The 20,550-nt window shown below is 61.7% G+C and carries 21 protein-coding genes; 13 read left to right on the top strand and 8 right to left on the bottom strand.

Annotation, left to right across the window (positions count from 1 at the left end):
• Nucleotides 1–25: 25 nt before the first annotated feature.
• The 6 genes from AC13QO_RS12110 (at nucleotide 26) to AC13QO_RS12085 (ending at nucleotide 8,166) form a co-directional block, all read left to right on the top strand.
• On the top strand, nucleotides 26–1,522 hold the full coding sequence (locus AC13QO_RS12110; protein WP_488540777.1) for a sugar ABC transporter ATP-binding protein: 1,497 nt from the start codon (nucleotides 26–28) through the stop codon (nucleotides 1,520–1,522).
• 18 nt (nucleotides 1,523–1,540) lie between these two features.
• Complete coding sequence (locus tag AC13QO_RS12105) at nucleotides 1,541–2,581, top strand: ABC transporter permease (RefSeq protein WP_183699998.1); 1,041 nt, start codon at nucleotides 1,541–1,543, stop codon at nucleotides 2,579–2,581.
• A 50-nt stretch (nucleotides 2,582–2,631) separates the two neighbouring features.
• Nucleotides 2,632–3,729 carry an ABC transporter substrate-binding protein gene (locus tag AC13QO_RS12100; RefSeq protein ID WP_488540776.1) on the top strand — a complete coding sequence of 366 codons (1,098 nt, stop codon included), beginning with the start codon at nucleotides 2,632–2,634 and terminating at the stop codon, nucleotides 3,727–3,729.
• Between the two features lie 95 nt (nucleotides 3,730–3,824).
• Nucleotides 3,825–4,163, top strand: a complete 339-nt coding sequence (locus AC13QO_RS12095) for a hypothetical protein (RefSeq protein WP_488540775.1) — start codon at nucleotides 3,825–3,827, stop codon at nucleotides 4,161–4,163.
• Nucleotides 4,164–4,474: 311 nt separating this feature from the next.
• A complete protein-coding gene (locus AC13QO_RS12090) occupies nucleotides 4,475–5,545 on the top strand; it encodes an LLM class flavin-dependent oxidoreductase (RefSeq protein WP_488540774.1) in 1,071 nt (356 codons plus the stop codon).
• 647 nt (nucleotides 5,546–6,192) lie between these two features.
• Nucleotides 6,193–8,166, top strand: a complete 1,974-nt coding sequence (locus AC13QO_RS12085; RefSeq protein ID WP_488540773.1) for a HAMP domain-containing methyl-accepting chemotaxis protein — start codon at nucleotides 6,193–6,195, stop codon at nucleotides 8,164–8,166.
• 78 nt (nucleotides 8,167–8,244) lie between these two features.
• Here the strand turns inward: AC13QO_RS12085 and mctP are convergent, their stop codons facing one another.
• The 5 genes from mctP to AC13QO_RS12060 all read right to left on the bottom strand — a co-directional run bounded on the left by mctP (nucleotide 8,245) and on the right by AC13QO_RS12060 (nucleotide 12,755).
• Nucleotides 8,245–9,720: a monocarboxylate uptake permease MctP gene (gene mctP / locus AC13QO_RS12080; RefSeq protein WP_285193992.1), complete on the bottom strand. Its 1,476-nt coding sequence runs from the start codon at nucleotides 9,718–9,720 to the stop codon at nucleotides 8,245–8,247.
• Nucleotides 9,710–9,907 carry a DUF3311 domain-containing protein gene (locus tag AC13QO_RS12075; RefSeq protein WP_488540772.1) on the bottom strand — a complete coding sequence of 66 codons (198 nt, stop codon included), beginning with the start codon at nucleotides 9,905–9,907 and terminating at the stop codon, nucleotides 9,710–9,712. The genes mctP and AC13QO_RS12075 overlap by 11 nt, the downstream gene beginning before the upstream one ends.
• Nucleotides 9,908–10,152: 245 nt before the next feature.
• Entirely contained in the window at nucleotides 10,153–10,824 is a 672-nt protein-coding gene (mctR, locus tag AC13QO_RS12070; RefSeq protein ID WP_488540771.1) for a two-component system response regulator MctR, read from the bottom strand.
• The gene (mctS, locus tag AC13QO_RS12065) at nucleotides 10,821–12,206 is read right to left on the bottom strand and encodes a two-component system sensor histidine kinase MctS (protein ID WP_488540770.1); all 1,386 of its coding nucleotides are present in this window, start codon (nucleotides 12,204–12,206) and stop codon (nucleotides 10,821–10,823) included. The genes mctR and mctS overlap by 4 nt, the downstream gene beginning before the upstream one ends.
• 84 nt (nucleotides 12,207–12,290) lie before the next feature.
• Complete coding sequence (locus tag AC13QO_RS12060) at nucleotides 12,291–12,755, bottom strand: Lrp/AsnC family transcriptional regulator (protein WP_488540769.1); 465 nt, start codon at nucleotides 12,753–12,755, stop codon at nucleotides 12,291–12,293.
• A 162-nt stretch (nucleotides 12,756–12,917) separates the two neighbouring features.
• Here AC13QO_RS12060 and AC13QO_RS12055 point away from each other — a divergent pair, with 162 nt between their 5' ends.
• From AC13QO_RS12055 to AC13QO_RS12025, 7 genes are all read left to right on the top strand, one after another.
• Nucleotides 12,918–13,697, top strand: a complete 780-nt coding sequence (locus AC13QO_RS12055; protein ID WP_085780720.1) for an ABC transporter ATP-binding protein — start codon at nucleotides 12,918–12,920, stop codon at nucleotides 13,695–13,697.
• A 49-nt stretch (nucleotides 13,698–13,746) separates the two neighbouring features.
• Nucleotides 13,747–14,520: a transporter substrate-binding domain-containing protein gene (locus tag AC13QO_RS12050; protein WP_488540768.1), complete on the top strand. Its 774-nt coding sequence runs from the start codon at nucleotides 13,747–13,749 to the stop codon at nucleotides 14,518–14,520.
• A 12-nt stretch (nucleotides 14,521–14,532) separates the two neighbouring features.
• Nucleotides 14,533–15,258, top strand: a complete 726-nt coding sequence (locus AC13QO_RS12045; protein WP_488540767.1) for an ABC transporter permease — start codon at nucleotides 14,533–14,535, stop codon at nucleotides 15,256–15,258.
• Nucleotides 15,259–15,270: 12 nt separating this feature from the next.
• A complete protein-coding gene (locus AC13QO_RS12040; RefSeq protein ID WP_434715092.1) occupies nucleotides 15,271–15,960 on the top strand; it encodes an ABC transporter permease in 690 nt (229 codons plus the stop codon).
• A 72-nt stretch (nucleotides 15,961–16,032) separates the two neighbouring features.
• Nucleotides 16,033–16,941 (top strand): homocysteine S-methyltransferase family protein, encoded by a 909-nt coding sequence (locus AC13QO_RS12035; RefSeq protein WP_488540766.1) that lies wholly within the window; start codon nucleotides 16,033–16,035, stop codon nucleotides 16,939–16,941.
• Nucleotides 16,942–17,135: 194 nt separating this feature from the next.
• Nucleotides 17,136–17,402 (top strand): type II toxin-antitoxin system Phd/YefM family antitoxin, encoded by a 267-nt coding sequence (locus AC13QO_RS12030; RefSeq protein ID WP_488540765.1) that lies wholly within the window; start codon nucleotides 17,136–17,138, stop codon nucleotides 17,400–17,402.
• Nucleotides 17,399–17,821, top strand: a complete 423-nt coding sequence (locus AC13QO_RS12025) for a PIN domain-containing protein (protein ID WP_488540764.1) — start codon at nucleotides 17,399–17,401, stop codon at nucleotides 17,819–17,821. The genes AC13QO_RS12030 and AC13QO_RS12025 overlap by 4 nt, the downstream gene beginning before the upstream one ends.
• 73 nt (nucleotides 17,822–17,894) lie before the next feature.
• Here AC13QO_RS12025 and AC13QO_RS12020 read toward each other — a convergent pair whose 3' ends face one another.
• Genes AC13QO_RS12020 through AC13QO_RS12010 form a run of 3 tightly spaced genes read right to left on the bottom strand, consistent with a single transcriptional unit; the run spans nucleotide 17,895 to nucleotide 20,550 of the window.
• Nucleotides 17,895–18,665 (bottom strand): ABC transporter ATP-binding protein, encoded by a 771-nt coding sequence (locus AC13QO_RS12020; protein WP_488540763.1) that lies wholly within the window; start codon nucleotides 18,663–18,665, stop codon nucleotides 17,895–17,897.
• A gap of 9 nt (nucleotides 18,666–18,674) precedes the next feature.
• Complete coding sequence (locus tag AC13QO_RS12015; RefSeq protein ID WP_085780728.1) at nucleotides 18,675–19,658, bottom strand: ABC transporter substrate-binding protein; 984 nt, start codon at nucleotides 19,656–19,658, stop codon at nucleotides 18,675–18,677.
• Nucleotides 19,659–19,698: 40 nt separating this feature from the next.
• Nucleotides 19,699–20,550: an ABC transporter permease gene (locus AC13QO_RS12010; protein ID WP_488540762.1), complete on the bottom strand. Its 852-nt coding sequence runs from the start codon at nucleotides 20,548–20,550 to the stop codon at nucleotides 19,699–19,701.

Raw genomic sequence — 20,550 nt, 5'->3', positions numbered from 1 at the left:
AGCTGCAGCTTTGGGAGGAGCCACAGTGGAAGCCAAGAGACTGCTGGAGTTCCAATCGATCACCAAAAGCTTCGGCGGCACGCAGGCGCTGCGTGACGTCTCGATCGACCTGCGCGAGGGCGAGATCCTGGCGCTGCTCGGCGAAAACGGCGCCGGGAAATCGACGCTGATCAAGACCCTGGCCGGCATCTACAAGCCCGATAACGGCGACATCCTGTTTCGCGGGCAGAGCTACCATCATCGCCCGCCGAAGCCGAACGAGCGGCAGCCGGTGGCTTTTATCCATCAGGATCTCGGCTTGATCGAGTGGATGACGGTCGGCGAGAATATGGGCCTGTCGCAGGGCTTCTCGATGCGCCGGGGTCTGATCGACTGGAACAGGACGCAGGCGCGCGCGAAAGAGGCCTTGAAGCTGGTCGGCTGCGATTTCGATCCGACGACGCGGGTCTCGGCCCTGTCGCGCACCGAAAAATCCCTGGTCGCCATTGCCCGCGCGCTTGCCGTCGAAGCCGACGTTCTGGTGCTTGACGAGCCGACGGCGAGCTTGCCCGCCGACGAAGTCGATCGGCTGTTCAACGCGATCCGTCCCCTGAAGGAGCGCGGCGTCGGCATGATCTATGTCTCCCACAGGCTGGACGAGATTTTCCGCATCGCCGATCGCGTCGCCGTCCTGCGCGACGGATGCATGGTCGGGCAGAAGCCGGTCAGCGAGACCACTCCCGACGAACTCGTGATGATGATCATCGGCCGCAGCGGCGACAGTCTCTTTTCGAAGACCGAGATCAAGCCCGGCAAGGCGATCGTCAAGGTGCGCGATCTCGTCTGCGCCGGCACGAGTCCGATATCCTTCGATATAAGAGAGGGCGAGCTGCTCGGCCTTGCCGGACTGCGCGGCGCCGGCCAGGAACGGATCGGCCGGGCGCTGTTCGGCTGCGAGCCTTTCGGCGGCACGATCCTGCTGCATGAGCAAACCCCGGACCTTTCGAGCCCGCTGAGCGCAATGTCGTCGGGCATCGGATTGATCGCCCGCGACCGGACGGAGGAATCCGTCGCGCTCTCGCTGTCCATTCGGGAAAATACCTATATCAACCCAGGCGCAGTCGGACGCGGGCTTTTTTCCTTCCTGTCTCCGCGCGGCGAAGCCGACCTTGCCCATGCGATCGGCCATACCGTCGGCCTCAGGCCGAACGACCCGGACCTGCCTGTCGAGGCCCTGTCGGGCGGCAATCAGCAGAAGGTGGTCGTCGGCCGCTGGCTGGCGACCGGCCGGAAGCTGCTGATCGCGGAAGATCCGACCGCCGGAGTCGACATCGGCGCGCGTGCGGAAATCTACCGCCTGATCACGCAGGCGCTGGAAGCTGGTCTCGCAGTCGTCGTTGTTTCGACGGACTTCGAGGAAATCGCCCATATCTGCCACCGCGCGCTGGTTTTCTCGCGCGGCAAAATCGTCAGCGAACTGACTGGAAGCGCCCTGACGACGGAGGCGGTGATAACGGCCGCATCCGCATCGGAAGCTGCTTGAGCCATCGGGAGAACAGCCATGCAATCCATTGAATCCACCGCGCTGGAGCCGACCAAGAGCGAAATGGCCGGCTTGTCCGCCGGACAGAAGATCGGGCGCCTGATTCCGGTTTATGGTCTGGTGATCCTGACAGTCGGCCTGATCCTGCTCTTTTCGATCATGCTGCCGGATACGTTTCCGACGGTCCTGAATGTCCGCTCGATCGTCTCCGACAAGGCGATCATCGCGCTTCTGTCGCTGGCCGCGATGATCCCGATGGCCTCGGGCCGCATCGACCTGACCGTGGGTTACGGCATCGTGCTCTGGCACATTCTCGCCATCAGCCTGCAGACGGTCTACGGCCTTCCCTGGCCGGTCGCCGTCCTCATCGTTCTCGCGCTTGGCGTCCTCACCGGCTTCATCAACGGTCTGCTCGTCGAGGTCGCCAAGATCGACAGCTTCATCGCCACCCTCGGCACCGGTACGGTCCTTTATGCGCTTGCCCTTTGGCACACCGGCGGCCGGCAGGTGGTCGGCGTCCTGCCTGAAGGTTTCTACGCGCTGAACGGCACCATGCTGTTCGGCCTGCCAATTACCGGCTTCTACGTGCTGCTGATCGCGATCTGCATGTGGATCGTGCTCGAATACCTGCCGATCGGCCGTTATCTCTATGCCATCGGCGCCAATCCCAAGGCCGCGGCCCTCAACGGCATTCCCGTCCGCAAATTCGTGATGGGCGCATTCGTCACGTCAGGCCTGCTGGCGGCCCTGACCGGGGTCCTGCTGGCCTCGAAGCTGCGCATCGGCCAGGCGAGCGTCGGCCTCGAATATCTGCTGCCGGCCCTCGTAGGCGCTTTCCTTGGATCGACGACGATCAAGCCGGGACGGGTGAACGTCTGGGGCACCTTGATCGGCGTCATCATCCTGGCGGTGGGGATATCTGGAATTCAGCAATTCGGCGGATCGTTCTTCGTCGAACCGCTGTTCAACGGCGTGACCCTGCTGATTGCCATCGGCATCGCAGGCTACGCCCAGCGCAAGCGCGGAGCTGTGAGGAGGATCACACCCGCATCCAAATGAGGATGCCGGCCCGGCCGGCATTTCATAACAAACAAAATGGAGGAGTGAACATGAAGCGCAGGACCTTATTGCAGGCAACGGTCGCAGCCGTCGCCTTTATGCTGAGCGTGCCGGCAATGGCCGATTCCATGGCCGACGCCAAAGCCGTGGTCGAGAAATATGCCTCCAAGGTGAGCGCATGGGATGGCCCGACAAGCGGCCCCAAGGGCGCCACCGGAAAGAACATCGTCATTCTCGCGGCAGATATGAAGAACGGCGGTATCCTCGGCGTCGCCAATGGCGTGCAGGAAGCGGCCAGCGCGCTCGGCTGGACGGTGAAAGTGCTCGACGGCGCTGGTTCGATCGGCGGCCGGACGGCGGCCTTCGGCCAAGCCATGGCGCTGAAGCCCGATGGCATCATCATCAACGGCTTTGACGCCGTCGAGCAGAAGCCGGCAATGGAAGCGGCAAAGGCTGCCGGCATTCCGATGGTCTCCTGGCATGCCGCCTCGGCCGTCGGCCCGGTTCCCGAAGTCGGCGTCTTCGCCAACGTGACCACCGATGCGATGGAAGTATCGAAGTCTGCGGCGGACTGGGCCTTCGCCGATGCCGGCGGCAAGCCGGGTGTCATCATCTTCACCGACTCCACCTATGCGATCGCGATCGCCAAGGCCGACCGCATGAAGAAGGAGATCGAGGATCTCGGCGGCACGGTGCTCGAATATGTCGACACGCCAATCGCCGAAACCTCGCAGCGCATGCCGCAGCTGACCACTTCGCTGCTGCAGAAGTACGGCGCCAAGTGGACGCATTCGCTGGCGATCAACGACCTCTATTACGACTTCATGGGACCGTCGCTCGCCTCTGCCGGCATTCCAGGCGACGGAAAGCCGGTCAACGTCGCAGCCGGTGACGGTTCGGAGAGCGCCTATCAGCGCATTCGCGCCAAGCAGTATCAGGCCGTCACGGTCGCCGAGCCGCTCAACCTCCAGGGCTGGCAGCTCGTCGACGAACTGAACCGCGCTTTCGCGGGTGCGCCGTGGTCGGGCTACGTGTCGCCGCTGCACGTGGTGACCAGCGCGAACGTCGAATTCGACGGCGGGCCGAAGAACAGCTTCGATCCCGATAACGGCTATCGCGATCAATACAAGAAAATTTGGGGCAAATAAGCCTTCCCAAGGGCGTATCTGCGGATACGCCCTTACCCCCGCTGACACCACGCCAATATCGATCCAGCTCCGGCGAGTTTTGGAAAAGAGAACCCATGATCATTCGTTATGCTTTGTTTGAAGGCGAAATCCATCCCGGCCGAGAAGAGGAATTCCGCGCCTTTGTCAGGCAGCGGCTCGTTCCTCTCTGGACGAAATTTCCAGGCGCCGAGGAAGTCCGGGTGCTTGATGGCTTGGAGCGCGACGAAGGCGCTCCGGTCTATGCCATGGCTCTCGCCATACGTTATCCCGATATGGATGCGGTCAACGCAGCGCTTCGCTCCGATGTGCGCTTCGAGAGCCGCGAGGTCACCGGCGAACTCCTGCAGCTCTTCACCGGCAAGGTGCATCACCACGTGTTCCGGGCCAATGAATACCCGCCGGCCATTGCCTGACCGCCGGGCATTTTCGGCGCCGACTGGAGCGACGGACGCTGCCCGGCCGTAAGGTCGAGAACAGGGATCGAACAATCTTAAAGCGCCTGCGAACAAGCGTTCCAGGCGCTTTTCCTATTGGGACGCTGCCAAGCCCGCGGGCACCGATCTGTGGCACAATTTTTCATCAGCACCGCCAATATTAAATTAAATAGTCTACTGTTTTAGTGGGCAATGCTCCATCTTATCCCGCATGGGCGCCGGCGAGGCAGATAACCGCATGATTCCCCGGGAGGCCTTCTTCTTCCAACCGCGCAGATCCGCAGCATCGCATGAGCAATAATTCCGAATTTCTCTGGTATATTCCAAACGACGTCAGGCCCGGCCATCGCGGCGATTCCGCCGTCGACAATCACAACAGCCTGGATACGCTGACCAGCCATGCGAAGGCGCTTGAGGAGCACGGCTGGAAGGGCGCGCTCATCGGCACCAGCTGGGGCCGTCCCGACACGTTCACCGTCGCGGCCTCGCTCGCGGCGCGCACCACCACCTTCGAGCCGCTGATTGCGATCCGCCCGGGTTATTGGCGGCCGGCAAATTTCGCGTCCGCAGCCGCGACGCTCGACCATCTCACGGGCGGCCGGGTGCGGATCAACATCGTCTCGGGCAAGGACAACCTGGCGGCTTACGGCGACAGCGAGGCGGATCAGGCGCATCGTTATGGCAGGACGAGGGAGTTCATGCGGCTGGTCCGCAGGTTATGGACGGAAGAAAACGTCACCTCGGCAGGCGAGCATTTCCGGGTCACCGAATCCACCGTGGTGCCGCGCATCGAGGTCCGCGGCGACCGCCGGCACCCGAAATTCTATTTTGGAGGTGCGTCGGAGGCGGCCGAACGGGTGGCGGCGGCCGAGGCCGATGTCCAGCTTTTCTGGGGCGAGCCGCTCGACGGCGTCCGGGAACGGATCGACCAGCTCAAGGTACTGAGCCGGGACCTCGACCGCGACCTTCCCCCGCTGGAATTCGGGCTGCGGATCACAACGCTGGTCCGCGACACGACGGATGAAGCCTGGGCCGATGCCGAGGCGAAGGTCGCCGAGATGGCGAAAAACAACGGCGCCGGCTGGCACGATCACCAGCGCGTGCTCGCTGTCGGCCAGCGGCGGCTGCTCGCTCTTCACGAGCGCGGCGACGTGCTCGACGATAATCTCTATACCGCGCCGGGCAAGTTCGGCGGCGGCGGGGCCGGCACCACCTGGCTGGTCGGCTCGGCGGAAGACGTCGCCCGCTCGCTGCGCAAATATCAGGAATTGGGTATATCGCATTTCGTGCTTTCGGATACGCCTTACCTCTCCGAGATCAAGCGTCAGGGCGATCAGCTTCTGCCGCTGCTGGGTGGCTGACGCCGCTGACGGGCAATTCCATGAGCACAGGATGTCGGATCGTTGCAGCACATTGTTTCGGCCGGAATTGTTGGTTACGCAGAGTCGGCGCCAAAGCATCGTCTGCGCTGCCGCAGTGCATCCGAAGTGATTCGCGATTTCCGTCCGGCGTTCCCAGATCATTGTCCGAGTGCAAGGCGGCGAAAGAGTTGAGCGCCGAATTTACAACAGCAGATGTCGGCCGTTTCTGCGAAACAACTTAGCATACTCTTCCCGCATGGCGGCCGTGCAAGAAACGCGCACAAGATATACGAAAAACGCAGCTTACTGGCTCTCTGCCGTCTCCGTTTACATTCTCTAAAATATATTCCCCTAAATTTTTTGGGATATCGGGAAGGCGTTCTCAGGATCGTCACCTACGCCATGACGGCGAGCCGGGCTTCCGAAATCTTGCACGAAATCGACGATGTTACTTTCCGCGCCTCCTGGGCATTGGCTCGGCCGTTCCCGGACAACGTGCAGTGCATGCGAAGTGGCATGTCGGGCGCGAACAGTGCCTCGGGACGTGTTCGGGTACGGATCAAGGACCGCACGCTTGAATGAGGAGTCGCGAGCGATCCTGATGTCCCAGCGACTTTTGACAACCTCGCCAACCATGGAGAGTGCCAATGAACAGCATTAAGAATTTCGGGATCGCGGTGCGTCTCACCCTCGGCTTCAGCTTCCTGGTTCTGCTAATGGCCGGCCTGGCCATCTATTCGGCGGTCGAGGTTGCGAAGATCAACAGCGAACTTGAAACGATCAATGACGTCAACAGCGTCAAGCAACGCTTTGCCATCAACTATCGCGGCAGCGTGCATGATCGGGCGATCGCTATCCGCGACGTGACCCTGGTGACCTCGGCGGATGAACGCAAGGCCGCCGAGGCGCTGATCGACAAGCTCGCGGCCACTTATGCCGAGAATGAAAAGCGCATGGCCGACATGGTTGCATCCCCGGCAGGTGCCACGGATCAGGAAAAAGCCATTCTCAACGAGATTGCCGGCATTCAGGCGAAAACCAATCCTCTGGTCGCCGAGATCATCGCGCTGCAGGAGAAGGGCGACGGCGAAGCGGCCCGCAAGATCCTGCTCGAACAAGCCCGTCCGGCCTTTGTGCAGTGGCTCGGCGCCATCAATAAATTCATCGACTATCAGGAAGCGTTGAACAAAACGATCGGCGGTACGGTTCGCAGTTCGGCAAGCGGGTTCAAGCCAATCGTGCTGACGGCGCTGGGGATCGCGGCTCTTCTCTCTATGGTCGCTGCCGTCATCACATCCCGTACGATTATCGGTCCGCTGGCAAAACTCCAGCTTTCGCTAAAAGCGATGGCGGAAGGCAATCTTGACGGCGATCGTCGCCTCGAAGCGCGCGGCGACGAGATCGGCAAGCTCGCGCGCGCCGTGGCCAGCTTGCGTGACGCGATTTCAGCGAAGGCGGAACGGCAAGCCGATGCGGAAAGCAAGCGGGCTGTCGCGGAGCGGCAACGCCTCGAGCAGGATGCCGACGAACGCCGCACCCTTGCGGAGCAAACGGACCAGGCTGTCGGCTGGCTTGGGGACGCCTTGCAGGCCCTGGCAGACGGCGACCTCACGCAGCAGATCGACACGCCGTTCATTCCGTCCCTGGAAAAGCTCCGCGCCGATTTCAATGCCGCGGTCGAAAAGCTCCGTGCCGCCATGCAGAAGGTTTCTCAGAACGCCAGCGCCATCGCGGCCGGCGCACAGGAGATCCGGTCGGCCTCGGACGATCTCGCCAAGCGGACGGAACAGCAGGCCGCTTCCGTCGAGGAAACCGCCGCTGCTCTGGAAGAGATCACGACCACTGTCGCGGACTCCAGCCACAGGGCCCAGGAAGCCGGGCAGCTCGTCCGCAAGACCAAGGACAATGCGGAACGCTCGGGCAGCGTCGTTCGCGATGCGGTCGACGCCATGGGCAAGATCGAATCTTCCGCCACCGAGATCGGAAGCATCATCGGCGTCATCGACGAGATCGCCTTCCAGACCAACCTGCTGGCGCTGAATGCCGGCGTCGAAGCCGCCCGCGCCGGTGAAGCCGGCAAGGGCTTTGCCGTCGTTGCCCAGGAAGTGCGCGAATTGGCGCAGCGTTCCGCCAAAGCGGCAAAGGAGATCAAGGAACTGATCAACGCTTCGAACGGCCATGTGAAGAGCGGCGTCGCCCTCGTCGGCGAGACGGGAAAGGCCTTGCAGGAGATTGCCGCGCAGGTGCAGCAGGTCGACGGCAATGTCGGCGCGATCGTCGGCGCTTCGCAGGAACAGGCGACGGGGCTGAAAGAGATCAACGCCGCTGTCAACAGGATGGATCAGGGGACGCAGCAGAACGCCGCCATGGTGGAGGAAGCCACAGCTGCCGCCCATAACCTCGCCAAGGAAGCCGATGCGCTGTTCCAGTTGCTCAGCCAGTTCAATATCGGCGGAGCGGTGGCATCAAGGCGCATGACGCCGCCCGCCGCAGCAGCGCAGCACGCTCAACCTGTCGCCTCGCCCGCTCGGCAGATGATCGCGAAGATCGGCAAGTCGTTCCAGGGCGGCGCGGCGGTCCAGGGGAACGCGGCATTGGCGGGCGATTGGGAAGAATTCTGATCGCGGAAGCGCTCCTGCGCCCCTGCCATAATTTGAAATGAGGAAGGGCAGCGTTTGCTGCCCTTCGCGTTTTCGTGCCTACGCCCGAGCCGGGGCCCTGGCTGGAAGCAGGGCGTTGACCACGACTGCAACCGCGATGTTTGCCGCCAGCGCCAGCAGGCCGGTATAGACGGTGAAGGGTTCGCCGCCGAGGCTGATCAGATGCAGAGGCTTCCAGCCGGCATCCCAGACCAGGAAGGTGCCGCCGCAGAAGCCGACGAACCAGCCGGCAAGCAGGCCGGGTGCACGGAACCAGCCGGTGTAGAGACCGAAGACCAGCGCCGGGAGCGTCTGCAGGATCCAGATGCCGCCGAGCAGCTGCAGGTCGAGGGCAAACTGCGTCGGCAGGAAAAGGATGACGAGAAGCGCGCCGACCTTGACCACCAGCGATGTCACCTTGGCGACCTTGGCCTCGCCTGCATCGCTGACTTTGGGATCGACATAGGCCTTCCAGAAGTTGCGGGTGAAGAGATTGGCCGCGCCAATGCTCATCACCGCCGCCGGCACCAGTGCGCCGATGGCGATCGCGGCAAAGGCGAAGCCGGAGAACCAGCCCGAAAACAGCGTCTTGAACAGCGTGGGAACGACGTCGTTCGCACTGTCAAGCTTCAGGTTGGCGGCATGGCCCATATAGCCGAGCAGCGCCAAAAGGCCGAGCAGCAGCGTATAGGCCGGCAGCATGATCGCATTCTTGCGGATCGTCTTGCCGCTGTTGGAGGCAAAGATGCCTGTCAGCGTATGCGGATACATGAAGGCCGCAAGCGCCGAGCCCAGAGCGAGCGTGGCATAGGCGACGTACTGATTGCCGCCCAGCAGCAGGTTGCCGGAGCCCTTGGCCTGGAAGGCCGCATCGGCCGAGGCGAAGACATTGGCGTAGCCGCCGAGCTTCGACGGGATCAGCGCGACCGCGGCGATCACCACGATATAGATCATGATGTCCTTGACGAAGGCGATCAAGGCGGGCGCGCGCAGGCCCGCCGAGTAGGTATAGAGCGCCAGCACGATGAAGGCGATCGCCAGCGGCAGTTCGCCATGCAGTCCGAGCGCCTTCAGGACTGCCGTCATGCCGACGAGCTGCAGGGCGATGTAAGGCATGGTGGCGATGACACCGGTCGCCGCGACGGCAAGCTCGAGACCGCGCGATCCATATTGACCATGGACGACGTCGGCTGCCGTCACATAGCCGAAATCCTTGGCACGTTTCCACAGCACCGGCATGACCATGAAGACGAAGGGGTAGACGACGATCGTATAGGGCAGCGCGAAGAAGCCGTAGGCGCCGACCGTGTAGACCAGCGCCGGGACGGCGATCACGGTATAGGCGGTATAGAAATCGCCGCCGACGAGGAACCAGGTAATCCAGGTACCGAAGTTGCGTCCGCCGAGACCCCATTCATCGATATGAGCCAGCGTCTCGGGCTTGCGCCAGCGGCTGGCGACGAAACCCATGACGGTGACGAGGGCGAAAAAGAAGATGAAGACGGCAAGCGCCGTGACGTTGATGTCAGTCGTCATGGCGAATACTCCGATAGGCGATCCAGGTCAGCGTCGCTGTGATCGGTACCCAGAGAAGCTGATACCAATAGAAGAAGGGAAAGCCGAAAAGCGACGGCTCGCGGAGATTGTAGAACGGCGGCCAGAGCAGCCCTATGTACGGGATGATAAGCAGCCAGAGCGCTGCCTTGCTATGTGGTCTTTCCATGTCGGGTACCTTTCAGGCGCCGCGGGGGGCAGTCGCCATGTTCCAGTTGTCGGCGTGGAAGGCGGGTCTGTCAGCCGCAGGCCGCGGCGAGCCCGGTTCGGATCGCTCGACCTTTCCAGCCGATCGAAAGCTGATGTAACGCATATGAATTCCTCCCAACGACTGACACTTGGCCAGCCGCGGATGGAGTCCTATGGCGTCGGTTTTGCCCCCACAAGATGGCCGCGGGGCGGAAATGTCGGCGTCTACCCAGAAGTGGGTAGGCGAGGATTTCCGCTGACTTTTGAGACGATACCGTGATCGAGCGCGTAACGGATGAGGCCGGCCGTGGTGGCGATGCCGAGCTTCTTCTTGAGGTTCTTTCGGTGCGTTTCCGCCGTGGCGGAGGTTATTCCGAGCGCTTCGGCAATCTTCCTGTTGCTCCTGCCGGCAACGATCAGTCCGAGAATGTCGCGCTCGCGAGGCGTCAGGGGATCGCTGCCCTCGTTTGCGCGTTCGCCCATCAGCGCGTCGAAGACCCCCGAGGAGAAATAGGTGCCTCCATCAGCCACGGTCTCGATGGCCGCAACGATCTCGTCCGTCGAAACATCTTTGAGCACGTAGCCGGCTGCTCCATGCATGACCGACGAGGATATATACTCCCGGCTGTCATGCATGGAGAGCATTACGACCCGGGCTTGGGGAAGCTCGTTCCTGAATAGTTCGATCGCATCGATGCCGCTGAGTCTCGGCATGTTGATATCCATCAACACCACCTGCGGCTGGATCTGCCGGGCGATTTCGAGACCCGTTTGCGCGAGCCCGGCGGTACCGGCGACTTCGATATGGTCGAATGTTTCCAACACCGCTTTCAACCCGTCCAGCACCAGCGGATGGTTGTCGACCAGGAGAACCCTGATTTTCGCGCGTTCATTCATGCGGCTTCCGCCTGCTTGCCGGCGGGCAGATTGGCCGATCTCGGCATCATCGCCGTCAGCGTCGTGCCGGACTCGCTGCTGTTGATGAGCAACAGCCCGCGGAAGTGGGCCATGCGCTCCTGCATGTTGCGCAGTCCGAGACCCGATCCGCCGGATCCGCCGTCCTTGCTACCGTCGAAGCCGGTGCCGTTGTCCGAAATCATCATGCGGGCGCGGCCGCCGTCGCTCCACAGCTTGACCGAAAGCTTCGAGGCGCCCGAGTGCCGCTCGACATTGTTGAAGGCCTCTTGGGCGACGCGGTAGAGGGCCGTGCTGGCTTCCGCCTTCAGCATGCCATTAAAGCCCGAGGCGTCGATATCAGTCTCGATCCCCGTCCGTTCGGCAAAGTGATGACAGAGAGCCTCGAGCGCCGCGGTCAGGCCGAGATCGTCGAGCACGCGGGGGCGTAGATCGTGCGAGAGCAGCCGGATTTCCTTGATGGCGCCGTTCAGCGCCTCGACGCCGCGCTCGATGGTCAGCGCCGCATCGTCGACATTGGTCCTGACCTTGCGGCCGGCCAGGTCCATTGCATAGCGTACGCCGAGAAGGGTCTGCGAGATGCCGTCATGCAGCTCGCGCGCCAGCCGCGTGCGCTCCTCTTCCTGGGTGTCGATGACCCGCTGCGTCAGTTCCTTGAGGCGGCTGTCGGCCATGCGGCGCTCGTGGAAGGTCAGGAGCATGCAGGTCGTGAAGACGACGAGCACCGAGGGCACGGCAATCAGCGCGACGATGACGAAGGTTCGCCTGATGTTGGTGCGCATCACGGCATTGGCGGCAGCACTCTGAGCAAAGACGTCGTCGAGATAGACGCCGGTTCCCACCACCCAGTGCCATTTGTCGAGGCTGACGACGAAGGAGAGCTTGTCGGCAATCTGTCCCGTGGAAGGTTTCTGCCATTTATATTGATGCAGGCCGCCGCCCGCCTTTGCCGTGGCGATAAGCTCGGCAATCACCTTGTCGCCGTCAGGATCGGTCAGGTCCAGCCAATTCTGGCCATGCCGGAAACTCTGGCGCGGATGGACGATATTGTTGCCGTCATAGTCGTAGACGAAGAAATAGCCATCCCTGCCATAGTCGAGAGAGGTCAGAATCCCAGCCACCCGCTGCTTGGCGGCTTCGTCGTCGGGGCCGGCTTTGTCGTAAATCGTCTGGATGGCGGACAAGGCAAGATTGGTCAGGTTGAGGATTTCGCCTTCCTTGGTCTTCAGCATGTTCTGTTCAAACGTGTCGATGCTGTTCTTGGCGAGATTTGCCGACTGCCAGGTGATGAAGGTGGTGATCGCAAGGATCGAAATGACGAGCGGAACGATCGCCAATGCGATGATCTGGTGTCGTAAAGTCAAGGCTCGTTCCTCCCGAAATGCGTCCGGAATTATGCCCTTTGTCCAATATGAGTCCAGCAGCTTGCCGGCGGCATGAGGTGATGGCTATTCCAGCGGCACGAACAGGCCGAGCTTGACGTCCCGCAGCACCACATTCGTATGCATGCGGCGGATCTGCGGATTGTCCGCCATGATCAGGGCGGCGATGTCGTCATAATGCTCGACGTCGCGGGCGGTCACGATCGCGATCAGATCGACCGCGCCCGTGACGTAATAGACCTGCTGGATATGATCCTGTTTTTCCGCCCAGACGCGGAACTTCGCCAAGGCGTCGTAATTGTCCCGCTCGATCTCCATCCCGACGATGAACACCATCGATGTCCCGGTCGCCTTCCTGTCGAGGACGGCGACCTCCGCCTTGATGATGCCCTCCTCGCGCAGCCGCTTCAGCCGCCGCTGCACCGCCGAGACCGACAGCCCGATCCGTTCGGCGATGGTTTCGGCTTTCAGCTGGCAGTCGCGCTGAACGATATCGAGGATGTCACGGTCAAAACGATCCAGTTGTTCCATTATCCAGTCCATTTCGGCGTTTCGCGGCTCATGCGTTCTGCCTGGTTTGCCGCATGAGAAAGATTATTTTGCACATTAAATGCAAAAGAGGCAGAAATTGCGCGAAAAAACCGCGCAACTTTATCATTATCCTTCGCAAACTCAGTTCAGCCGGACCCATGCATGTCGGATCAGCCCATTCCTGCTCTTCGCGTCGAAGATCTTCATAAAAGCTTCGGCTCGCAACAGGTTCTCAAGGGTATTTCGGCTGAGGCCCATAAGTCTGACGTCATCTCCATTATCGGCTCGTCCGGTTCTGGCAAGAGCACCTTCCTTAGATGCATCAATTTTCTGGAAACGCCGGATCGTGGCCGCATCGCCGTGAACGGTGAGGAGGTCGCTCTGAAGAGCGGCCGCGGCGGCCGGCTGCAGCCGCAGAGCTGGCGGCAGATCGAGCGGCTGCGAACCGGGCTCGGCATGGTTTTTCAGAGCTTCAATCTCTGGGCTCATCGGACCGTACTGGAAAACGTCATCGAGGCGCCGGTGCATGTCATGGGCGTTTCCAGGCGCGAAGCGATCGAAAAGGCGGAAGCCCTGCTGCACAAGGTCGGGCTCTTCGACAAGCGCGACGCCTATCCCGCCTTTCTCTCCGGCGGCCAGCAGCAGCGCGCGGCGATCGCAAGGGCGCTCTGCGTCGATCCCGCCGTCATGCTGTTCGATGAGCCGACATCGGCGCTCGATCCGGAGCTGGTCGGCGAGGTGCTGAAAGTCATTCGCGATCTGGCGGAAGAGGGCCGGACCATGCTGATCGTCACGCATGAAATGCGCTTCGCTCGCGATGTCTCGAGCCGCGTCCTCTTCCTGCACCAAGGGCGGATCGAGGAGGAAGGCCCGCCGGAACGCGTCTTCGGGGCCCCCGTCAGCGCCCGCTGCCGGGAGTTCACCCGCCTTAGCGCCCACTGATCACTGCATCGAGCCATCACCGACAACACGAACCAGGAGAATCCTGCGAATGAAACTGCTCCCCACGCTTTTCGCCGGCGTCGCATTTGCGCTTTCCGCAGTCGCGGCGCAGGCCGAAGTCCGCTTCGGCGTCATGAACGAATCCTACCCGCCCTTCTTTGCCAAAGACGCCTCGGGCCAGTGGCAGGGATGGGAAATCGACCTGATGAACGCCGTCTGCGAAGAGATGAAGGAGAAGTGCTCGATCGTCGAGATCTCCTGGGACGGCCTCATTCCGGCTCTTGAGAGCAAGAAGTTCGACGTGATCTGGTCGTCGATGTCGAACACCGCGGAACGTTCGAAGGTGATCGACTTCACCGACAAATATTACAACACCCCGAGCACCCTAATCGGCCCCAAGGACCAGAAGCCGGGTGCCACGGCAGAGGATGTGAAGGGCAAGACCATCGGTATTCAAGTATCGACGATCCAGTCGGAATATTACAAGAAGTATTTTGCTGCCGTTGCCGAGGAAAAGACCTACCAGACGCTCGACGAGGCTTTCCAAGACCTTTCTTCCGGCCGCATCGACTATGTCTTCGGTGATTCCCTCGCGCTCGACGCTTTCCTGAAAAGCGATGCGGGCAAGGATTGCTGCGCCAATATGGGCGATGTCGCCGACGACAAGGAGATCCTGGGCGCTGGTGTTTCGGGTGGCCTGCGCAAGGAAGATACAGAGCTGAAAGCCAAGTTGAACAAGGCGATCGCTGCTGTTCGCGCCAACGGCCAATACGACGCAATTACCAAGAAATACTTCGATTTCGATATCTATGGCGCGAAGTAAGCTCTCCTAGAAATGGCGACCGGGCAACAAGGCATTCTGGACCTGCTCTCCCCCTATCCTCCGGGATGGGGCGGCGTTCTTCTGGCAGGTGCGGTCTCTACGGTCGCCATCTCCGCCTGCGCCTTCGCTGTCGGCCTGCTGCTTGGCACGGGCGGTGCGCTTGGAAAGCTTTCAGGCAATCCTGTGCTCCGCCTCGTGCTCGATCTCTATACGACGGTCATTCGCGCCGTTCCCGAGCTGATCCTGATCGTCGCACTTTATTATGCCGGCACCGAAGGCCTCAACCGACTGCTGGCGGCATTCAATCTGCCGCCGGTCGAGGTGAACGGTTTCGTCGCCGCCGTCGCAGTTCTCGGCTTCGTGCAGGGCGCCTATATGACCGAGGTGCTGCGTGGCGCGATCCTTGCCATTCCCGTCGGCCAAATCGAGGCCGCCAAGGCTTTCGGCATGGGGCCGGTGCTGCGCTTCCGTCGCGTCCTCTTGCCGGCGCTGTTGCCGAATGCGCTGCCCGGCCTTGCCAATCTGTGGATGTCGGTCACCAAGGACAGCGCGCTGGTCGCGGTCGTCGGCTATCAGGAACTGGCGCTCGCCACCCGCCTCGCCGGGGCGAGCACCAAACACTATTTCGTCTTTTTTCTTGCCTCGGCTCTTCTCTATCTCGCCATCACACTCGCTTCCAACGCCGTCTTCAAACTGATCGAAGGGCGGGTGCGGCGGGGACAGCCGCGTCTGGCCTGAAGAAAGCGCGCCATGAGTTTCACTTGGATCTCCTCCTATTGGCCGCTTCTTCTGACCGGCGCTTGGCAGACCGTAGCTCTGCTGGTCATTTCCGTGGTCTTCGGCTTCGTCATCGCCATCGGTCTCGCTTTCGCGCAGGTCACCGGCGGCAGGCTGACGCGACTCGCCGCCCGCGGCTACTGCACCTTCTTCCGCGGTACGCCGCTGCTTATCCAGCTTTGGCTCCTCTATTACGGGGTCGGCTCGCTGCTGCCCATGATCCCCGGCATCCGCCAGAGCCTGTTCTGGCCGATCCTGCGCGAGGGGTTTTTCTTCGCTTCCGTCAGCTTCACGCTGAATTATGCGGCCTATGAGGCTGAAGTGCTGCGCGGCGCGCTGCTTGCCGTTCCCAAGGGCGAGCTCGAGGCCGGCCGCGCCTTTGGCCTGTCGCCCTGGAAGCTCACCCGCCGCATCTGGCTGCCGCGCGCCATTCGCATTGCCCTCCCGACCATTGCCGGAGAGATCGTCATGCAGTTGAAGGCGACGCCGCTCGCTTTCACGGTGACGGTGATGGACCTCTATGCCGTCGCCAACAAGGTTCGTCAGGACACGCTGCTCGTCTACGAACCGCTCATCGTCGTCACTCTCTTCTATCTCGCCCTGACTGCCGTGATCGCCCGCGTCTTTCGAAGTCTCGAAGCGCAGGTGCCGGTTCGCCGCTAGGCGGAAGTTCGCCATATGTTTTGAAAAGCCCGGCGCCGGTAACGGCGCGACAGCCTGAATGGAGACTACCTCATGAGCACAACGCGAATTCTCGACGGCGGCATGAGCCGCGAGCTTCTGCGGCTGGGCGCCGAACTGAAGCAGCCGGAATGGTCGGCGCTGGCGCTGATGAATTCGCCTGAGGTCGTGCGGAAGGTGCACCAGGAATTCATCGCCGCCGGCTCTGAAATCATCACGACGAACAGCTATGCGCTCGTGCCCTTCCATATCGGCGAAGACCGCTTCCAAGAGGAGGGGCCGGCGCTGATGCGACTTGCAGGTCGTCTGGCGCGCGAGGCTGCCGATGCCGTGACCGGCCGGAAGGTGCTCGTCGCCGGATCGCTGCCGCCGATCTTCGGCTCCTACGAGCCTGAGAATTTCCAGCCTTCCCGGGTGCAGGACTATCTCGAGGTGCTGGTCGAAAACCTCGCTCCCTTCGTCGACCTATGGCTCGGTGAGACTTTGAGCCTGATTGCCGAGGGCGAGGCCGTTCGCAAAGCGGTGGTGGCATCGGGCAAGCCGTTCTGGATTTCCTTCACATTGGCGGATGACGAGGCGGCGATCAGGGGTGGCGCACCGAAACTCCGCTCCGGCGAAAGCGTCGAGGATGCCGCGTCCTGGGCGGTGTCATCGGGTGCGGCGGCTTTCCTGTTCAATTGCAGCAAGCCTGAGGTCATGCAGGGCGCGGTCGAGACGGCGGCACGGGTGTTCCGGGAGAGGAATGCTCAGATCGAAATCGGGGTCTATGCCAATGCCTTCGAAGGAGAAACCGGCGAGGCAGCCGCCAACGAGGGCCTGCACGATACACGTGACGACCTGAATGACGACGCCTATTCGCGCTTTGCCTGCTCCTGGGCCGAAGCGGGTGCCACGATCATCGGCGGCTGCTGCGGCATCGGCGCTGCTCATATTCATCGCCTCAACGGGATGCTTTCGCGCTGAGGTGATATCTTGGCCGCGAGTAACCGTCGCCGTGCCGCTGCTCAAACCTTCATCGTTTGGAGATATGTGACCATGGCGCAAGTCGCTCATTCCGCCTTCGGCGACGGGCGCCTGTCATTTCTTTTGCGAAGCTTGCCGTTCTCCTATTCACGGCTTATATAGTCATAATAGTCATTCTGGTCAGGAGGTGGGCCATGCAGTCATCACGGCAAGGCGACGAAAGCTGGACCGTGGCCAGCGCGAAAGCGAAGCTTTCTGAGGTGATCGAACGCGCGCAAGCCGCGCCGCAGACAATTACACGCAACGGCAAGCCGAGCGTCGTCGTTGTCTCTGCGGAGGAATGGCAACGCAAGACCGCCCGCAAGGGGACGCTGGCCGAATTTCTGATGGAGTCACCGCTGCGTGGCGCCGATCTGGATCTCGAGCGTGAACGCGACGAACCACGCGATAACGAACTGTGAGACTTCTGCTGGACACCAATGTCCTGTCCGAGGTCACGAAACCGAACCCCGATGCGCGCGTCCTGGGGTGGCTGGATGGGCTTGACGAGGATCGCTCCTTCATCAGCGTCGTGTCGGTCGCAGAAATCCGCCGCGGTGTCGCCCTCATGGACAAGGGACGAAAACGTGACGTGCTGGCCAATTGGCTTGCTCGCGATCTGCCGCAGCGTTTCGAGCGGCGCATCATCCCGGTGGACGAAGCGGTGGCCCTGGCTTGGGGAGATCTGATGGGCCACGCAAAGCGAAGCGGCCGTGGCTTGTCATCGATGGATGGGCTGATCGCTGCGACCGCGGTTGCTCACGATCTTACCCTTGCGACGCGCAACACCAGGGATTTCCAAGGTTTGGGAATCGAGCTCTTTGATCCATGGGTCGGGTGAAATGCTGCTGATCCGTGGGCTGATGCAAAGGTTGCTATAGAGCCGGCGGCACGGGCCGCCCGCAAAGCATCCGTCAATGCAATCCAAACAGGTTCAGCAGCTCTTCACGATGACGAACGAATTCCGGCGCGCTGCGGTCGCGCGGACGCGGCAGATCGATGTCGATCAGACGTGGCTCGCCTCCCCTTTCCCGCGGCAGGATCAGGATTCGATCGGCGAGATAGATCGCCTCCTCGAGATCATGTGTGACGAGAATGGTGGTCACGTCCTCGTCACGCCAGATGCGTGCGAGCTCCTGCTGCATGCCGATCTTTGTCATCGCATCGAGCGCGCCGAGAGGTTCATCGAGCAGCAATATCTCCGGCTGGACGGCAAGTGCCCGGGCGATGCCGACGCGCTGCGCCATGCCTCCCGACAGTTGCCGGGGATAGGCGGTCTCGAACTGCTGCAGGCCGACGAGCTTGACATAGCGGCGCGCCCGCTCCCTCGCCTTTTCACGCGTCAGACCTCTCGTTTCCAGGCCGAAAGCCACGTTATCAAGTACGGTGAGCCAGGGAAGAAGGCGCGGCTCTTGGAAGATGACGGCGCGCTCGGCGCCGACGCCTCGTACCGCCTTGCCGTCCACCAGCACCTCTCCGCCGTCGGATTCCTCCAGACCTGCGAGAACCCGCAGCAGCGTGGTCTTGCCCGATCCGCTGGCGCCGACGATGGCGAGGCTTTCGCCGGAGCGGATATGGAGATTGATATCCTTCAGAACCTGCAGCGGTTTGCCGTTCAGCTTGTAGGATTTGGAGAGGCGACGGATCGTCACCTCCCCGCGGCGAATGTCCTCAGCGACGCTCATCACGCCTCCTCAATTGCTCGCCGGTTTTGCATCGGCCGTATACAGGATGTCCTTGGCCGCCAGTTGGCCCTGCTTCAGCTTGCCTTCGCGAACCAGCACGTCGATCCAGAACTGGATGTCGCGCTCGACCGGGAGACCGCCGGCGCGCACGCCGTACCCACGGAAATACTGCGCAATATCAGGATTCTCGCCGCGTTCGGCCAGCGCCTTGGCCAGGATCTTCTTGGTTTCCTCGGGATGCTCGCGGGCATAGTCGAGGGCGCGGGCCGACTGTTCGACGAAGATTTTCGAGGCTTCCGGATGTTGCTTGATGAAATCGCGACGCAGGACGACGAAGCCGCCGGCAATGTCTCCCAGCACGTCGGTATCATCGAAAACCGGGCGCAGGCCGCCGTTCTTCAGTGCTGCACCCTCGAAGGTTGTTTGCCAATAACCGAAGGCGGCGATATCGACCTGCTTGGAGCGCAGTACCTGCTCGAGCTGCGGCCCGGGAACGACGACCTGGTTGGCGGAGTCGCTCGGCAGACCGACCGAATGCAATGCCTCGCGGATCGTGTAGTCGAGATGCGCGCCGAGCGTGTTGACTGCGATGCTCTTGCCGACGATGTCCTTGATCGTTTTGATCGGGCTGTCTTCCAGCACGTAGAAGGTCGACTGCACCTCGTCATTGATGCCGTTCGACGGATAGGCGGCGACGAAATCATTGCCGCCGATGATCGAATTGAGGACGGCGGAGGTGGCGGCGCTGCCGATCTCGACGTCGCCGGATGCGAGAGCGATGAGAGACGCAGGGCCGCCCTGGGCATAGCCGACATTCTCAAACGTGATGCCGGTGTCTTTGAAATAGCCGAGCGCTTCGGCAAGTTCATGGGCGGCAAGACCGCCCTGGCTGGCGAGGTAGCGCAGCTTCACCGTGTCGGCGGCTGCGGCCGGCGTGGCAAGACCGAGAGCGATCACAGCCGGCAGGAGAAGATTGCGGGGATGGAATGTCATGGAATGTCCTTTCGGAAGAGGAAAATCGGGGGGAAGCGGGTTACGTGCTCGGCTGAGACCAGCGGCAGAGACGGCGCTGCAGGAGAACGAGCAGGGCATTAGCGGCAAGCCCCAGAAAGGCGAGCAGCAGGATCGCCGCAAACATCAGCGGGATCTGGAAATTGTACTGGGCGTTCATCACCTGAAAGCCGATGCCCTTATTGGCGCCGATCATCTCGGCAGCGATCAGCAGCAGAAGCGCCGTCGTCGCCGAAAGTCGCAAGCCGACGAAAATCGCCGGGACGGAGGCTGGCAGAATGACGCGGCGAAAGACGGTCAGCGGTCCGGCGCCATAGGTGCGAGCCATTTCTATGAGCTTCTTGTCCACTTCCTTGACGCCGCCGATCGTGGAGAGCAGCACCGGAAACAGTGTCGCCCAGAAGATCACGAATATCTTGGAGGTTTCACCGAGCCCGAGCAGCAGGATGAAAACCGGATAGAGCGCCAGCGCCGAGGTCTGCCGGAAGAGCTGCAGGATTGGGTCAAGCGCCTGTTCGACCAAGCGAAACTGGCCCATGAACAGACCGAGCGGAATACCGACAAGGACGGCGAAGGCGAAGGCGGTTCCGGATCGCTGCAGGCTGACGGCGATATCATCGAGCAAGGCGCCATTGGCAAGATTGGTCCACAGCGCCGACAGGATTACGTTCAAGGGCGGGAAGACAGCGGGATTGATCCAGCCCCTGGTGCTCGACACCTGCCAGAGCACGAGGAAGCTGATGAGCAGACCGTAGCGCGGCAGAAATGCCGCGAGCACTCCGCGTATATGGGAGGCCAGAGCGGAACTATTGCTTTTGCTGCTTTTCAGTCGGCCGAAGCTTCTCGGAAGAGCCTGGTTGATTTCGTAGGCCAT

The sequence above is a fragment of the Rhizobium sp. CNPSo 3670 genome, assembly GCF_057784555.1.
Note: the sequence above shows the minus strand (reverse complement) of the source record. Positions and strands in the feature narration are given on the sequence as shown.

Bases quoted from the DNA above. Each gene is read 5' to 3' on its own strand.
- AC13QO_RS12105 (WP_183699998.1), top strand. From the start codon at position 1,541: ATGCAATCCATTGAATCCACCGCGCTGGAGCCGACCAAGAGCGAAATG.
- AC13QO_RS12100 (WP_488540776.1), top strand. From the start codon at position 2,632: ATGAAGCGCAGGACCTTATTGCAGGCAACGGTCGCAGCCGTCGCCTTT.
- AC13QO_RS12095 (WP_488540775.1), top strand. From the start codon at position 3,825: ATGATCATTCGTTATGCTTTGTTTGAAGGCGAAATCCATCCCGGCCGA.
- AC13QO_RS12090 (WP_488540774.1), top strand. From the start codon at position 4,475: ATGAGCAATAATTCCGAATTTCTCTGGTATATTCCAAACGACGTCAGG.
- AC13QO_RS12085 (WP_488540773.1), top strand. From the start codon at position 6,193: ATGAACAGCATTAAGAATTTCGGGATCGCGGTGCGTCTCACCCTCGGC.
- mctP (WP_285193992.1), bottom strand. From the start codon at position 9,720: ATGACGACTGACATCAACGTCACGGCGCTTGCCGTCTTCATCTTCTTT.
- AC13QO_RS12075 (WP_488540772.1), bottom strand. From the start codon at position 9,907: ATGGAAAGACCACATAGCAAGGCAGCGCTCTGGCTGCTTATCATCCCG.
- mctR (WP_488540771.1), bottom strand. From the start codon at position 10,824: ATGAATGAACGCGCGAAAATCAGGGTTCTCCTGGTCGACAACCATCCG.
- AC13QO_RS12060 (WP_488540769.1), bottom strand. From the start codon at position 12,755: ATGGAACAACTGGATCGTTTTGACCGTGACATCCTCGATATCGTTCAG.
- AC13QO_RS12055 (WP_085780720.1), top strand. From the start codon at position 12,918: ATGTCGGATCAGCCCATTCCTGCTCTTCGCGTCGAAGATCTTCATAAA.
- AC13QO_RS12050 (WP_488540768.1), top strand. From the start codon at position 13,747: ATGAAACTGCTCCCCACGCTTTTCGCCGGCGTCGCATTTGCGCTTTCC.
- AC13QO_RS12045 (WP_488540767.1), top strand. From the start codon at position 14,533: ATGGCGACCGGGCAACAAGGCATTCTGGACCTGCTCTCCCCCTATCCT.
- AC13QO_RS12040 (WP_434715092.1), top strand. From the start codon at position 15,271: ATGAGTTTCACTTGGATCTCCTCCTATTGGCCGCTTCTTCTGACCGGC.
- AC13QO_RS12035 (WP_488540766.1), top strand. From the start codon at position 16,033: ATGAGCACAACGCGAATTCTCGACGGCGGCATGAGCCGCGAGCTTCTG.
- AC13QO_RS12030 (WP_488540765.1), top strand. From the start codon at position 17,136: ATGCAGTCATCACGGCAAGGCGACGAAAGCTGGACCGTGGCCAGCGCG.
- AC13QO_RS12020 (WP_488540763.1), bottom strand. From the start codon at position 18,665: ATGAGCGTCGCTGAGGACATTCGCCGCGGGGAGGTGACGATCCGTCGC.
- AC13QO_RS12015 (WP_085780728.1), bottom strand. From the start codon at position 19,658: ATGACATTCCATCCCCGCAATCTTCTCCTGCCGGCTGTGATCGCTCTC.
- AC13QO_RS12010 (WP_488540762.1), bottom strand. From the start codon at position 20,550: ATGGCCTACGAAATCAACCAGGCTCTTCCGAGAAGCTTCGGCCGACTG.